This is a genomic window from Microbulbifer mixtoriginis (SeqCode), assembly GCF_052467945.1.
On the sequence record NZ_CP174328.1, the window covers coordinates 536,790 to 550,658 of the forward strand.

Below are 13,869 nucleotides of genomic sequence, written 5' to 3' on the forward strand. Positions count from 1 at the left end.
AGGAAGGAAACTCGTGACTATCGAAACTTTGCGGGAAATCGGACTGGTTCTGGGATCACTGGCCTTTCTGGCTATTTGCTGGTGGGCTTTCTCTCCGAAGCGCAAGAAGCGCTTCGAAGAAGATGCCAATTTGCCATTTGCCGATGATGAGCAGCAAGCCGATAAGGACGATTCGTCGGCTGCTCAGAAGGACGAATCCAAATCCGGGCAAAAGCCCGGGACTGAACGAAAACAGGGGCAGGATAAGTAATGAGTACATTCTGGAGTGTGTGGGTAATTGTACTCACCCTCGCCAATCTGGCGTTGATTACCTGGGTGTTGTTCGCCAACCGAAAAGTAGCGGTTGACGACCAGGCTGAACCGGAAAACAAAACAACCGGCCACGTCTACGACGGTATTGAGGAGTACGACAATCCTCTGCCTAAGTGGTGGTTCTTGCTGTTTATCGCCACACTGGTGTTCTCAGCAGTTTACCTGGTGATCTACCCAGGCCTGGGTAACTTCAAAGGTCTTGGTGGTTGGTCATCTGTCGGCGCGTTGGAAGCTTCCCAGGCTAAGGCCCAGGAAAAGTTCGACGAGCAGTTTGGCAAATACCTCGATATGCCTATTGAGCAGATTGCGCAGAGCCCGGAAGCCCTAAAAATGGGTTCTCGAATCTTCGCTAACAACTGTGCGGTGTGTCACGGTGCCGATGCCGGCGGTAACTTTGGCTTCCCCAACCTGACCGATAATGCCTGGCTGTATGGTGGTACCCCGGAGAAAATCCTTGAGACCCTATACAATGGGCGTCAGGGTATGATGCCTCCACAGGGTCCGATTATTGGTGAAGAGGGTGTGCGTAATGCCACCGAGTATGTGCTCTCCCTCAATGGCCTAAACCACGACAAGGCGATGGCTGCTGAAGGCCAGAAGGTGTTTAACACTGTATGTATGGCCTGTCACGGAATGGACGCCAAGGGTAATCAAGCCCTGGGTGCTCCCAACCTGACCGACGATCTGTGGCTCTACGGCAGCAGCCGGGAGCAGATCCAGCACACCATTCGCAGTGGGCGATCCAATATGATGCCCGCGCAGAGAGATAAACTGCGTGAAGACAAAATCCGCCTGGTAGCGGCCTATGTCTACAGCCTGTCCCAGCAGGACGAAGAACAGCAGTAATTTACTATTGAGGCCCGGCATTTGCTGGGCCTTGTTTTTTCAAGGGACTCCGGGCGCTGCAGGGACGGAGAAAAAAGCCTCAAAATAAGTGGCTACCTGGCCCGCGTACAAGATGTGTCCGTGCGAGAGTGAGGTTTGTGTGAGTGATTTAATTCCAACCCGTGAGGAACAGGAAGGTGATGGCGAGGTTCGCTATCGCATGCTGTATGAGTCGGACGATAAAATTTATATCCGACATATCAAGGGTGTTTTCACCCGTATCCGCAAATATACCGGCCTGCCGTTGTTGCTGGCTTTCTTCTTTCTTCCCTGGATCAATATCGACGGGCGCCAGTCAGTCTTTTTTGATCTCCCCACCCGACAATTCCATATTTTCTGGACAACCTTTGGCCCCCAGGACGGCTTCCTACTGGCTTGGCTGCTGATTATTGCCGCCTTCGCCCTGTTTGCTGTTACCACCTGGATGGGGCGGGTCTGGTGTGGCTTCACTTGCCCTCAGACCGTATGGACCATGATGTTTATGTGGGCAGAGCGTATCTGCGAGGGTGATCGCAACAAGCGCATGAAGCTGGATAAGGCCCCGTGGAACGCGGAAAAGGTCCTGCGCAAGGGCGGCACGCACGCTTTATGGCTGTTGATTTCCCTGGCTACAGCTCTGGCTTTCGTTGGCTACTTCTATGGCATTCGTGAGCTGGTTGTAGACCTCGCCACCTTCCAAGCTCATCCGCAAGGTGTCTTCTGGGTAGCCTTCTTTACCTTTGCCACTTACATGAACGCGGGCTTCTTGCGGGAACAGGTATGTAAATACATGTGCCCCTACGCACGCTTCCAGTCGGTGATGTACGACGAGGATACCCTTGCGGTCTACTACGATGCCAAGCGTGGTGAGACTCGCGGGCCGCGTAAAAAGAACGTGGACTACAAAGCCGAAGGTATGGGTGACTGTATCGACTGCTATTGGTGTGTACAGGTTTGCCCGGTGGATATCGACATTCGCGATGGCTTGCAGTTTGAGTGTATCAACTGCGGTCTCTGTGTCGATGCTTGTAACAGCGTCATGGATAAGATGGGCTATGAGCAGGGCTTAATTCGCTTCACCTCTGAAGACGAGCTACAGACTGGCAAGACGAACTTTTTACGTCCGCGACTGTTTGGCTACGCAGTCGTTTTGCTGGCCATGATAGGATTGTTTTCGCATCAGGTGGCAACTCGCAGTCCTATCGAGGCGGAAGTCACCCGTGACCGCGGTGCCCGTATGTATCGGGTTTCACAAGGGTTGGTGCAGAATGTGTATACCGTGAAGATCAGCAATATGGATCAGGCAGCTCATGAGTTCACGATCCGTGTTGAGGGCAATCCGAATTATGACTATTCGGTGCGCAAACCGCGCAATATTTACCTGAAGGCCGGGGAGATCTACCCGGTACCGATTCGGGTGAGTGTGCCCGAGACCCAGCTGAAGGACACCAAGCACGATATTGATATCGTGGTGCAGGCTGTCGATGACCCGGAGCTGGTCAATAAGCATCGAGCGGTATTTATTGGTCCCAAGCAGTAGACGGGAAGCCGTTCCCGTTGCAAAGTACGGGCCCGCTCAGGCGGGCTCTGCTTTTCTGCACAAAACGGTAATTTTGGTAACGCGATGAATGAACCAACGTCGAAACCCTGGTATCGGGAATTCTGGGCCTGGATGGTCTTGGCACCGTTGATTACGGTGGTTGTAGTCTCCTCTATTACGGTCTCCATTGCCGTGCGTTTTGCTGATGATCAGGTCAGCGATACCTACTACAAAGACAGCCGCATGTACCATTTTTCCGCGGAGCAAGACCAACGTGCCAAAGCTCTGGGGCTGGCGGCCTTGGTGCAGTTCCAGCGCACTGAAGGTGGCGTTACTGTCGAATTGAATGGCAATACCGACTACCCGGAAAAACTGCTGCTCACTCTGAGCCACCCGATGGAAGAGGATCTGGACCAGCATATTGAGTTGTCACAGCTCTCTGTGGGGCGCTATTCCGGTGAAGTACCGGGCGCCTTAAAAAGCCGCTGGTACCTGCGTCTGATGCCTGAACTTGACCCAAGTGCACACCAGCAAGCCGAGTGGCGCTTGAAAGGCGAGATCAACTTCGACCTGGGCAACGCGGCGCCCATGAATCCCGGCAGTCAATGAAGTCACCCTGTTATCACTGTGGGCTACCGGTTCCCGCTGGCAGTAATCACTCAGTTGTGATCGAAGGTGTCCCGCGCAGCATGTGCTGCCCGGGGTGTGAGGCTGTGGCGAGTGCAATTGTCTCCGGGGGATTGGACGGCTTTTACCGTTATCGGGAAAAACAAAGTGATCGCCCGGAGCAGAACCAGCCACAGGATCGCTGGAGTGCTTATGATCTTCCCGAAGTGCAGCAGCAGTTTGTGCACGACTGGGACGGTGGACGCCAAATGGCGGCGCTGCTGATCGGTGGTATTACTTGTGCCGCCTGTGTCTGGTTGATAGAAAAACATCTGGGGCAATTGGCCGGTATCGAGAAAGTCTCGGTCAACGCCAGTACCCAGCGCGCGCAAATTGTTTTCGATCCAGAGCAGATTCAACCCAGCGCCCTGTTTGAGGCCCTGGAGCAGATCGGCTACCGCCCTGCGCCGGCGACTGCTGCCAATCGTGAAAGTGTGATCCAGAGTGAGCATCGCGCTGCCCTGCGCCGCCTCGGGGTCGCTGGTCTCGGTACCATGCAGGTGATGATGTTCGCCATCGCCCTCTATTTTGGTGCCGGCAGCGGTGATGTGGGTGAGTTCGAACGTTACTTCCGCTGGGTCTCTCTGCTGGTAGCCACTCCTGTAGTGTTCTATGCCGCGCGGCCTTTCTTTAGCGCGGCCCTGCGCAGTCTGCGCACGCGCCACTTGAGTATGGATGTGCCGGTTTCCCTCGCTATTGGCCTGGCCTATGGGGCCAGTTTCTATGCCACCGTATTCGGTACCGGCGAGGTATATTTTGAATCCATCTCCATGTTTACCTTCTTTTTGCTGTTGGGGCGCACTGTTGAGATGCGCGCGCGCCACCGAGCGGGGCTAGCCAGCGGTGGGCTCGCGCAGCTGTTGCCCATGACCGCGGCAAGATATGACGGCACTGAGGTTGCCCACGTCCCCGTAGCAGCCCTGGCGGCTGGCGACCGGATTTTACTGCGCCCCGGCGATACGATTCCCGCTGATGGTGAGGTACTCGAAGGTGAGAGTGGCGTAGATGAATCGCTACTCAGTGGTGAATCCGCGCTACAGCAAAAGACCGTGGGCAGTCCTGTGTATGCAGGCAGCGTCAACGGCGATTCCAGTCTTACCGTGCGTGTCACTGCCGCCGGAAAATCCACGCGCTTGTCGGCAATTGAGCGTCTTGTGGAGCGCGCCCAGCTGGAGAAGCCAGCTCAGGTAGCCCTGGCGGATCGGGTTGCCGGCATTTTTGTCGGAGTCGTACTGGTTGCAGCCCTGAGTGCTTTCGCGGTCTGGTGGCAACTGGACCCGAGTAGGGCATTTTGGGTGGCCTTGTCCGTGTTGGTGGTGACCTGTCCCTGTGCTTTGTCTTTGGCGACTCCCGCGGCATTGGCCTCAGCAACTCTGCGTCTGCAGGAGCTGGGCTTGTTGGTTGCTGGCGGCAGTCTTTTAGAGACCTTGCCCCGCATCAGTCGTGTGGTGTTCGATAAAACCGGTACCTTGACCCGTGGCGAACCACGCATCCTGCATATTGATTTACTGCGTGATGGCTGGACCGAACAGAAAGTCAAAGATGTGGCTGCAGCACTCGAGTCCCAAACTCACCATCCACTGGCACGGGCATTTCGTGCCTGGCGTGGCAACCTGACTGCAAGCCAGCTCAAGGTACATACAGGCCGCGGCCTGGAGGGGCAGATAGAGGGCAACCGCTACCGCCTGGGCCGAGCCGATTTTGTCATCATGCAATCTATTACAGCTCCACAGGGAGAGGGGCAGTGGCTGTTGCTGGCCGATGAGGTTGGCGCCATCGCCTGGATCGCGCTTGGCGATAAATTGCGGGACTCCGCTGCACAGGCGGTTGAGCAGCTGGGCCAAATGGGCCTGTCAGTTGAATTGTTGAGCGGCGACCAATCCGCTGAAGTAAAACGGTTGGCTGCCCAGGCGGGCATCGAAGGTTTCCGCGCTGGTGCATCGCCCGAAGACAAGCTCTCCCATATGAAGCAGCGGCAGGACGCGGGGGAGAAAGTCCTGATGGTGGGTGATGGCCTCAATGATGTGCCGGTATTGTCAGGTGCTGACGCGTCGGTGGCGATGATGTCTGCCGCTGACCTGGCCCAATCCCGCGCGGATGCAATTCTGCTCAACGGTGACCTGCGGGTGTTGGCGCAGTCTGTCGCTCTGGCGCGTAAGTGTCGCCGGGTGGTACGTCAAAATCTGGCCTGGGCCCTGGGGTATAACGTCATAGCACTACCCCTGGCGGTGTGCGGCCTGGTGCCTCCATGGGCCGCCGCTATTGGTATGTCTCTGAGCTCTCTGGTAGTGGTCATCAATGCACTGCGCTTGTCTCGAGCCGCACCTTCTACAGAGGACACCACCCGTGTAGAGCCCAATATTCGCCCCAGATTGGCGGATTAATACAGAGGAGTGAAGCGTGGACAGTCTCTATTTCCTGATTCCTATTGCGGTGGTATTTGTTGCTCTCGCCATAAAAGTCTTCTTCTGGGCCGTAAATAACGGCCAATATGACGATCTGGAGACGGAGGGACGACGAATCTTGTTTGAAGATGATCTGCAGGCATCATCCACAAAGACTGAGGAAAAGGAGTAGTAGTTCGTGGGGGATTGGGGTTTTTTGGCGGCTGCGCTCGCCATCGGTTTTCTCGGTAGTAGTCACTGTATTGGTATGTGTGGAGGGATTTCTGGCGCGCTGGGCATGGCGGTGCCAGGTAGGCAGACCGCCTGGGTGCAACTGGGTTCCTACCAGTTGGGGCGCGTTGCCAGTTACACATTGATGGGTGGCCTGGCCGGTGCCCTGGGGGCTGCCGTTATTCCGGCACTGACACCGTTGCGGTTTGCTGCAGGAATAATGTTGATTGTGATGGCGCTCTATGTAGCGGGTATCTGGCGCGGCCTGGTGTGGCTTGAGAAGGGCGGTAGCTACCTCTGGCGCTATGTTCAGCCGCTTTCCGCTAAGTTGTTGCCGGTGCGCTCCGCGGGACAGGCTATTGCACTGGGTTCTCTGTGGGGTTGGTTGCCCTGCGGTTTAGTCTACAGCGCCCTGACTTTTGCTTTGGCCCAGGGCAGTGCGGAACGCTCAGCGTTGGCGATGCTTGCTTTCGGCCTAGGCACCTTGCCAGCCATGTTGGCCACTGGCGCCGCCGCCGTACAGGTGCGTAATTTCGTGCAGAAGCCAGGGGTGCGTCTGGGGTTTGCCGCCGCGATTATGCTGTTTGGCTTTTGGACATTGTGGGGCGCTCTCGGCCATGGGGGGCACGGAGATCACAGCAATCACGGTGCTATGAATGCCGTGGAATCTGTTGAGGAGAAGCCACAGGAAGAAAGCCACCACCATCATCACTGATTGTTGTTGGCGGGCTTGTGGGGCACGGCAGTAGCAGCACTGTGCCCCATCAAATCTAAAATTCGATACGCAGCGATAGGTCGACAGCACGCAGGTGCTTGGTCAAACTGCCAGAGGATATGTAGTCGACTTCCAGTTCCGCCAGCTGTGCGATGCGCTCCCGATCTACACTGCCAGAAATTTCAATTCGCGCGCGCCCCTTGGCCATATCCAGAGCACTGCGGGTGTCCGCATCGTTGAATTCATCGAGCATTATTACATCTGCACCGCTATCTAGCGCTTGCTGGAGTTCTTCGAGAGTTTCCACCTCAACCTCTACCAGTGCCCCCGGTTTAATCGTTCTCGCCTGGGCTACGGCCTTGTCGATACCACCGGCAGCGGCGATATGATTTTCCTTGATAAGAAAAGCGTCGTAGAGGCCGATGCGGTGATTGTGGCAGCCGCCGCACAGTACGGCATATTTTTGCGCGCTGCGTAGGCCTGGAATGGTTTTGCGGGTGTCGAGGATTTTCACCTCGGTACCGGTGGCGCGTGCGGCGAACTCTGCGGCAGTGGTTGCTGTGCCGGACAGGGTTTGCAGAAAGTTAAGTGCGGTGCGCTCGCCGGTGAGGATTGTGCGGGCATTGCCCTCGAGTTCAAAAATCACGCTATTGGCGGAAACTCTATCGCCATCAGTAAAATGCCAGGTTAATTGCAGGTCGGGATCTAGTTGTCGAAAGATCTCCTCAACCCAGGCGCGCCCGCTCAGGGTGCAGTCCTCACGGGTGATCACGCGGGCACGGGCACTGCGATCAGCGGGGATCAGCTGGGCGGTGATATCGCCATCGCCAATATCCTCCTCCAGTGCCGTTCGCACAGCCCTTTGCAGGTCGGTCATGATGTTTGGGATGGTGGAGTCTTTAGGGTGCATTGGCAAACCTCGAAATAAACGCGCGGGCAGTTTACCAAAACCCATGGGATTTGGATTGCCTGGGGGTCCATGCCACTCCTTTGCATGTATTTTTCCCGATAGCAGCTGCCCCAACATTTCGCTGTGACAAGTGTCTCAAATGTGTCGCGAAACTGTGTCAATAGGGCAGTTATCATGGGTAAAATCCAAGGCGGATGGGTATCGGCGTAGGTGCACGTTATCCCTGTCTTCACTATTCAATTTACCTGCATTAAAAAGCTTGAAATCTGAGCAAAATCAAGAGGTTATTGGTTTTTCTCAAGCAAGATGTCGATTAATTTTAATTAGTGGTGGCGATGTGTATCCCAACCTATTGCCACTGATTGATAGAAGTGGTGTGGGTAAAAAGTAAGGCTTGGTTATTTACCGCGACTTGTGCGGCCAACAAGATTTAAGCCAGCAAATACGTAATAGCCGGATGGTATTTGAAGGACCTCTTGGAAATGAGTGAATCCAGCAAGGTAGTTTCCCTTTCAGAGAAAAGCGCAGAGCGATCTACGGCGCTTGCAGGTAAAGCCATGGTGCTTCCATCGGCCGTTGCAATGTTGAAGGAGAAGGCTTGCGCCGAGTTATTCGAGCGGGTCAAGTCACTGTTTGGCAAAGTGGATGACTCACTTTTTGCCATGGCCGAGCGTGCCCATGGTCAGGAAGAGCAAGATGGATTGTTCCAAGCCTTGCGCCTGTTGCGGGTTGAGCGCCGCAATATTGCAGAAAACTTCATCGGCAATGTCCAACAGGCTTTTCAGATTCGCCAGGAGGCTCAGGACACACCCAGCTTTGCTCCAGATAACCTGTCACTGGTCCACAACGATGATCTAGAGCAGTTGGTGGCTGCAGATACCATGGTGGCTTCTGCAAAACGCGATTTTGCAGAACCTTTAACGGAATTGTGTCTGCGCCTGGATACCCTTTATTCGGTTAAGATTTACGACAAGAACAACCCCTTGGGGCCCGATGTTATTTGCGACGCCTTTGTGGAGGCAATCCAACCCCTCGATCTACATATTCGCGCCCGCCTCACCCTGTTGAAAAAGTTTGAGCAGCTTGTTATGCAACAGCTGCGGGGGTTTTATGATTTTTGTAACCAGTTGTTGGTGGAGCAGGGAGTATTGCCCTCTCTGAGGGAGCAACAGCGTGCGGCGCGCCAACGGCCTGCTGCACATTCTACGCCGGTGTCAGGTGGTGCCCAGACTACAGTGGGTACCGGCCATGCTGCGGCTGAGGGGCAGGGGCCGGTTGCTTCAGGCGTTCCAGTTAGCGGCCACGTTGCTCCGGGCCTAGTACCTGCTACAGCTGCTATGACCCCCATGCCGGCGGGAGATCTGCTCAGCCACCTGGGCGCCTTACAGAGCGGAGCTCATTACCAGGGCGGTGGTACGGCCCAATTGCTCAATGTGGGTGAGCTATTACAGCAGCGTTTGGTAGAGGCAAACCAAGCGGCATCGCTGGCGAAAGTGGACAGTGATGTTATCAAGCTGGTGGAGATGCTGTTCTCCTTTATCCTGGAAGATCGCAGCCTGGCAACGCCCATTAAATCCTTGTTGGGTCGTTTACAGCTGCCCTTGCTAAAGGTGGCTATCGCCGATAAATCATTCTTTAGTAAAGGGGGGCACCCCGCACGTAAGCTGCTCAACGAACTCGCCGATGCAGCCACGGGTTGGCAGGCTCCGGAAAACTATGAGTCCGACCCTCTTTACCGGGAAATCTCCCAGATTGTTGAGCGTGCCCTGAATGAGTTTGATCAGGATATTCATATCTTTTCAGCCTTGTTGGAGTCCCTGCGTGAGTTTATAGCCCGCGAGCGCAAACGCGCCGAGATGCTAGAACGCCGGGTGGTGGATGAGGCCGATGGCCGTGCAAAAACCCAGGCCGCACGAGCGCGCGTTGCCGCTGTTATGGATGCGTTGGTGGCGGAGCGCGATCTGCCGCCGGTTGTGCAGGACTGGCTCAATAAGGTTTGGAATAACGTTTTATTCCTCACCTGCGTTAAAGAGGGTACTGACAGTGAGGCCTGGAGTCGCGATGTGCGCACCGCTCGAGACCTGGTCTGGAGTGTGCAGGCGCCGATGCCGGAAGCACGCAAGCAGCTTTTGAGCCTTCTGCCAACTTTGCAGGAGCGCCTGAGGGAAGGTATTGAGGCGCTTTCCTACAATGCCTTTGAGGCCCGTAGTCTGTTTGCCGGCCTTAAGGAAATTTATCGCGAGCGCTTCGCCTTGGCACAACGCTTAACAGAGGAGCGCGAGCGCTTAGTCAAAGAGCAGGTAGCCAGGGAAGTTCAAGCGGCTACTGCCGTAGAGGTGGTGGCGGAAACACCGGCTGAAACAGCCAAGATTGAAGCAGTTGCAGAATCGCCAGAAGCTGAAGTGGCCTTGGCTGAGGATCGGGTAGCGGTTGATAGTGCCGAAGCCAAGGAGGAAATTGCTCTGCCGCCTATGGAAGAGATAGAGCAGGCGGTGGCCCAAGCTGAAGTCGCCCCGGTTACTGAGGAGCAGCAGGGACTGGCACAACTCGATGAAGACGATCCCCACTGGCAGATGACCTTCCGCCTGGCTCAGGGAAGCTGGTTCGAGCTGAAGCGATCCGAAGAGGAACAGTTCCGCTGTCGTTTGGCGGCGGTGATCCGGGATATCGACCAGTTTATTTTTGTAAATCGCAATGGTGCCAAAGTAGCGGAATTTGCCCGCCTGGAACTGGCCCATGCCCTGCGCTCAGCACAGTTGTTACCCCTAGATGACGGCATGCTGTTCGAGCGCGCCTTGCAGTCAGTAATTGGTAATGTACGTAAAAAACGCAGTGAACAGCGTTAGGGAATAAAAAGGCAATTTCATATACCCGGCAGTCTAGACCGGGTTTCCACTTCTGTCGTCAGACAGTTCCAAACGGATTGGCATATCGATCAACGCTTCCATAAAATGGTTACTGCTGAAATCCCGGGCTACTCGGGTTGGTAGTTTTTTTGGAGCGGAGATCGCAGATTGAAATATCAAGTGGATTCCGGCTGGTTATCAGGGGTGCGTCGTGTTCCCAGCCCACACTGCAACAGCCGGCCGGATAACTGCCCTGTAGACCTACTGGTGATTCACAGCATAAGCCTGCCCCCTGGTCAGTACGGTGGCCCTTATATTGATACGTTTTTCCTTGGGCAGTTGGACATTGATGCCCACCCTTACTTCACGGAAATTGCCGCTTTACAGGTTTCTGCCCACTTGCTTATCGATCGCGACGGCATCGTCACTCAATATGTGCCTTTGGACCGGCGAGCCTGGCACGCGGGCAAGTCGGAGTTTAGGGGGCGCAGCAACTGCAATGATTTTTCCATTGGTATTGAGCTGGAGGGCCTGGATACGGATATTTATACCGATGCTCAGTATCTGGCGCTGGCAGAAGTTACCCGAGCGATTATGCAGGCTTATCCAGGGATAGGAGTCGATAAAATTACCGGGCATTCTGATATAGCTCCTGGGCGCAAATTAGACCCGGGCCCAGGCTTTGACTGGCAGCGCTATCTGGGGCACGTAAAAAAAGTCGCCGAGTAATTGTGAGCGGTATTATTGGCGCATATTTATCAATAGAGTCTTACAATCGAATCTCGGCACTTTTGTGCCGGTAACTGAATTTCTTTACGCACTATCACGGCAACGTTATGACCTTGCTGATTATTTTATTGACCTTAGGTTTGGTACAAATTTGGGGATCGGGCGCGCCTTTACATCGCGATCACTGGTTCGATCGCTGGAGTACCCACATCGAGGGGCTTTCCCTGCTACAGAGAAAAGAAGGCTTGCTAATCGGATTTAGCGTCCTGCCGCCGGTTCTGGTGGCGGCGCTGGCAATGGCTTTTGCCCAATCTTTCGCTGGGGCTTTGGGGGGGCTTTTGCTAGGGGTCCCTCTATTGCTCTATTGCCTGGGGCGTGGAAATTTTAATGAGACTTTGAGTGCTTATCTGCGCAACTGGTATCGGGGTGATTTTAACGGGGCCGCCGAAGCGGCACGCCCCCTGTTGCGGGAAATTCACGAGAGTGCCGCCGAGGGCGGACGTTTGCATGAGCAGGTATTTCGCGGAGCGGCCTATTCCGCTTTCGAGCGACTTTTTGCCGTTTTGTTTTGGTTTATCCTGCTGGGTATTCCGGGGGCGCTGCTGTTTCGCCTGAGCGCTCTTTACGCGGAGCGTGCTCGGGGAACCGAACGAGAGGCTGTGGCCGCGCGCTGGCTGTGGTTGCTGGAGTGGGTGCCAGTAAGGTTGATGGGGCTAAGTTTCGCCATTGTCGGTAACTTTGCCGGCTGTTACAGGGCCTGGAGGCAGTGCCTGATGTGCCGGGAACGGGATACTGATCAGGTTCTCGAATCCTATTTGGAGGGGGCCCTGGGAGGGATTGATGCCAGTGAGTGCAGTGCCTCTGCAGATTTCTCCCATATCCAGCGCCAGAGTGGTGCGGAGATCGAAGGTTTGCAGGCGTTACTATCCAGGTCCCTACTGCTGTGGATTACCGCACTGGCACTTACTGTCTTGTTTTTCTAAATGTGAACACTCGCACCCATTGGAATCAAAGTTCCACAAAAAATTATAAAGTGGGATTAATTTGCTAACAGTTACTTGACTTAACACCAGTATCCAAGAAGATTGCGCCCGCTACAAAATCCAGGTTCTTTGCCTGGCTGCGGGCGACATATACTTAGTGGAGGATGTAGGGGTTGAAGGTTTCATTACTGGAAGCACAAATGCTGTCAGATCTCAGTGTGGCAAGTGGTGGCAATACCGCAGCTTTGGTTGCTGGCCTTAGGGCTTATTTCCGTAGTGGTGCCACTGTGGAACTGAGCTGGAGACGCCGGCAGTTGAATCAACTGCGCAAGATGCTCAGTGAAAATGAATCCCGCTTTATTCAGGCCTTGGGTGAAGATTTACATAAGGCGCCACAAGAAGCTTATCTGACCGAGATTGCTTTCCTCTACGCTGATATCGAACATACTCTGAAACACTTGAAGCGCTGGGTTCGCCCTCGCAAAGTATCCTCACCACTTTTGACCCAGCCCGCAAACAGTTACATCCAGCCGGAACCGCTTGGGGTGGTTCTGATTATTGGTGCCTGGAATTACCCTTTGCAGTTGTTGTTGTCGCCATTGGTTCCCGCGATTGCTGCGGGTAACTGCGCAGTTGTGAAACCCTCGGAGCTGGCTCCCAGTATCTCCCAATTGATTGCTGAACTGCTGCCACGTTACCTCGACCACGACGCTTTTGCCTGTGTTGAAGGCGCTGCGGCTGAGACCTCTAAGTTACTGGAGCAGCGCTGGGATCATATTATGTACACCGGTGGTGCTAGAGTCGGCAGGATTGTTATGGCGGCTGCAGTTGAGCACCTGACCCCGGTTACATTGGAGCTGGGGGGCAAGAGCCCCTGTATTGTGGCTGACGATGCCGATATTGAACTCGCCGCCCGCCGCATTGCTTGGGGAAAGTTTACCAATGCAGGGCAGACCTGTATCGCACCGGATTATGTGCTGTGCACCCGTCACACCGCCGATCTCCTGGTGCCTGCTATTCAGCAGGCGGTGACAAAAATGTTCGGAGAGGACCCGCAAAAGAGCTCGGACTATGGACGTATCGTCAATAGCCGGCATACCCTGCGCCTGGCGGATCTTCTCAGTGGTGGAGATGTTATTTATGGCGGTGAGGTAGATGCCGACAACCGCTATATAGCGCCGACACTGATGCGCTGCGTCGATCTCGAAGCTTCAGTGATGCAGGATGAGATCTTCGGGCCAATCCTGCCGGTAGTCGAACTGGATGACTTCGGAAAAGTGGAGGGATTTGTCAATCAGCGGGAAAAACCGCTGGCCCTGTATATTTTTACTAAAAGCGATAGCTTGGCCGAACGGATTCTTTCCAGCTGCAGCTCCGGTAACGCTTGTGTGAATGACTGCATGATGTTTATGCTGGCCCAAGATCTGCCATTTGGTGGGGTGGGAGCCAGCGGTATGGGTTGTTATCACGGTGAACATGGCTTTAAAACTTTTAGCCACTATAAAGCGGTAATGAAGCGCAAAAATATTTTGGATGTTAATTTACGTTACGCCCCTTACAGCAAACGCAAATTCAGTTTGTTGAGAATGCTGCAGAAGTAGAAATACTGAGAAGTGTGACCAGCAGCGGGGATTTTACTGGTTTTTTGGGGGGCTGAATTGGTACATTCAGCAAAAATTATTTAGATAA

Annotated in this window: 12 protein-coding genes; 11 read left to right on the forward strand and 1 reads right to left on the reverse strand. The window is 54.5% G+C overall.

Annotation, left to right across the window (positions count from 1 at the left end; translation table 11 throughout):
• Positions 1-13 precede the first annotated feature (13 nt).
• From ACJJIJ_RS02240 to ACJJIJ_RS02270, 7 genes are all read left to right on the forward strand, one after another.
• Positions 14-250 (forward strand): cbb3-type cytochrome oxidase subunit 3, encoded by a 237-nt coding sequence (locus tag ACJJIJ_RS02240; protein ID WP_252084946.1) that lies wholly within the window; start codon positions 14-16, stop codon positions 248-250.
• Positions 250-1,158, forward strand: a complete 909-nt coding sequence (gene ccoP, locus ACJJIJ_RS02245; RefSeq protein ID WP_252084947.1) for a cytochrome-c oxidase, cbb3-type subunit III — start codon at positions 250-252, stop codon at positions 1,156-1,158. The genes ACJJIJ_RS02240 and ccoP overlap by 1 nt, the downstream gene beginning before the upstream one ends.
• Positions 1,159-1,297: 139 nt before the next feature.
• Positions 1,298-2,716: a cytochrome c oxidase accessory protein CcoG gene (ccoG, locus tag ACJJIJ_RS02250; protein ID WP_444904089.1), complete on the forward strand. Its 1,419-nt coding sequence runs from the start codon at positions 1,298-1,300 to the stop codon at positions 2,714-2,716.
• Positions 2,717-2,800: 84 nt separating this feature from the next.
• A complete protein-coding gene (locus ACJJIJ_RS02255; RefSeq protein ID WP_252084949.1) occupies positions 2,801-3,325 on the forward strand; it encodes a FixH family protein in 525 nt (174 codons plus the stop codon).
• A complete protein-coding gene (locus tag ACJJIJ_RS02260) occupies positions 3,322-5,766 on the forward strand; it encodes a heavy metal translocating P-type ATPase (protein ID WP_444891025.1) in 2,445 nt (814 codons plus the stop codon). Before ACJJIJ_RS02255 ends, ACJJIJ_RS02260 begins: the two co-directional genes overlap by 4 nt.
• Positions 5,767-5,782: 16 nt before the next feature.
• Positions 5,783-5,959, forward strand: coding sequence for a cbb3-type cytochrome oxidase assembly protein CcoS (gene ccoS / locus ACJJIJ_RS02265; protein ID WP_252084951.1), 177 nt, complete (start codon positions 5,783-5,785; stop codon positions 5,957-5,959).
• 6 nt (positions 5,960-5,965) lie between these two features.
• On the forward strand, positions 5,966-6,712 hold the full coding sequence (locus ACJJIJ_RS02270; protein ID WP_252084952.1) for a sulfite exporter TauE/SafE family protein: 747 nt from the start codon (positions 5,966-5,968) through the stop codon (positions 6,710-6,712).
• Positions 6,713-6,767: 55 nt separating this feature from the next.
• On the opposite strand, the gene nadC is transcribed toward ACJJIJ_RS02270, so the two are convergent.
• Positions 6,768-7,589 (reverse strand): carboxylating nicotinate-nucleotide diphosphorylase, encoded by an 822-nt coding sequence (nadC, locus tag ACJJIJ_RS02275; RefSeq protein WP_444939556.1) that lies wholly within the window; start codon positions 7,587-7,589, stop codon positions 6,768-6,770.
• A 515-nt stretch (positions 7,590-8,104) separates the two neighbouring features.
• On the opposite strand from nadC, the gene ACJJIJ_RS02280 reads away from it, so the two are divergent.
• The 4 genes from ACJJIJ_RS02280 to ACJJIJ_RS02295 all read left to right on the forward strand — a co-directional run bounded on the left by ACJJIJ_RS02280 (position 8,105) and on the right by ACJJIJ_RS02295 (position 13,781).
• Positions 8,105-10,468 (forward strand): DUF1631 domain-containing protein, encoded by a 2,364-nt coding sequence (locus tag ACJJIJ_RS02280; protein WP_444938540.1) that lies wholly within the window; start codon positions 8,105-8,107, stop codon positions 10,466-10,468.
• 168 nt (positions 10,469-10,636) lie between these two features.
• Positions 10,637-11,197 carry a 1,6-anhydro-N-acetylmuramyl-L-alanine amidase AmpD gene (gene ampD, locus ACJJIJ_RS02285; protein ID WP_252084955.1) on the forward strand — a complete coding sequence of 187 codons (561 nt, stop codon included), beginning with the start codon at positions 10,637-10,639 and terminating at the stop codon, positions 11,195-11,197.
• A gap of 107 nt (positions 11,198-11,304) precedes the next feature.
• Positions 11,305-12,180 (forward strand): regulatory signaling modulator protein AmpE, encoded by an 876-nt coding sequence (ampE, locus tag ACJJIJ_RS02290; protein ID WP_444938541.1) that lies wholly within the window; start codon positions 11,305-11,307, stop codon positions 12,178-12,180.
• A gap of 173 nt (positions 12,181-12,353) precedes the next feature.
• The gene (locus tag ACJJIJ_RS02295; protein ID WP_252084957.1) at positions 12,354-13,781 is read left to right on the forward strand and encodes an aldehyde dehydrogenase family protein; all 1,428 of its coding nucleotides are present in this window, start codon (positions 12,354-12,356) and stop codon (positions 13,779-13,781) included.
• Positions 13,782-13,869: the final 88 nt, after the last annotated feature.

Bases quoted from the DNA above. Each gene is read 5' to 3' on its own strand.
- ccoP (WP_252084947.1), top strand. From the start codon at position 250: ATGAGTACATTCTGGAGTGTGTGGGTAATTGTACTCACCCTCGCCAAT.
- ACJJIJ_RS02255 (WP_252084949.1), top strand. From the start codon at position 2,801: ATGAATGAACCAACGTCGAAACCCTGGTATCGGGAATTCTGGGCCTGG.
- ACJJIJ_RS02260 (WP_444891025.1), top strand. From the start codon at position 3,322: ATGAAGTCACCCTGTTATCACTGTGGGCTACCGGTTCCCGCTGGCAGT.
- nadC (WP_444939556.1), bottom strand. From the start codon at position 7,589: ATGACCGACCTGCAAAGGGCTGTGCGAACGGCACTGGAGGAGGATATT.
- ACJJIJ_RS02280 (WP_444938540.1), top strand. From the start codon at position 8,105: ATGAGTGAATCCAGCAAGGTAGTTTCCCTTTCAGAGAAAAGCGCAGAG.
- ampE (WP_444938541.1), top strand. From the start codon at position 11,305: ATGACCTTGCTGATTATTTTATTGACCTTAGGTTTGGTACAAATTTGG.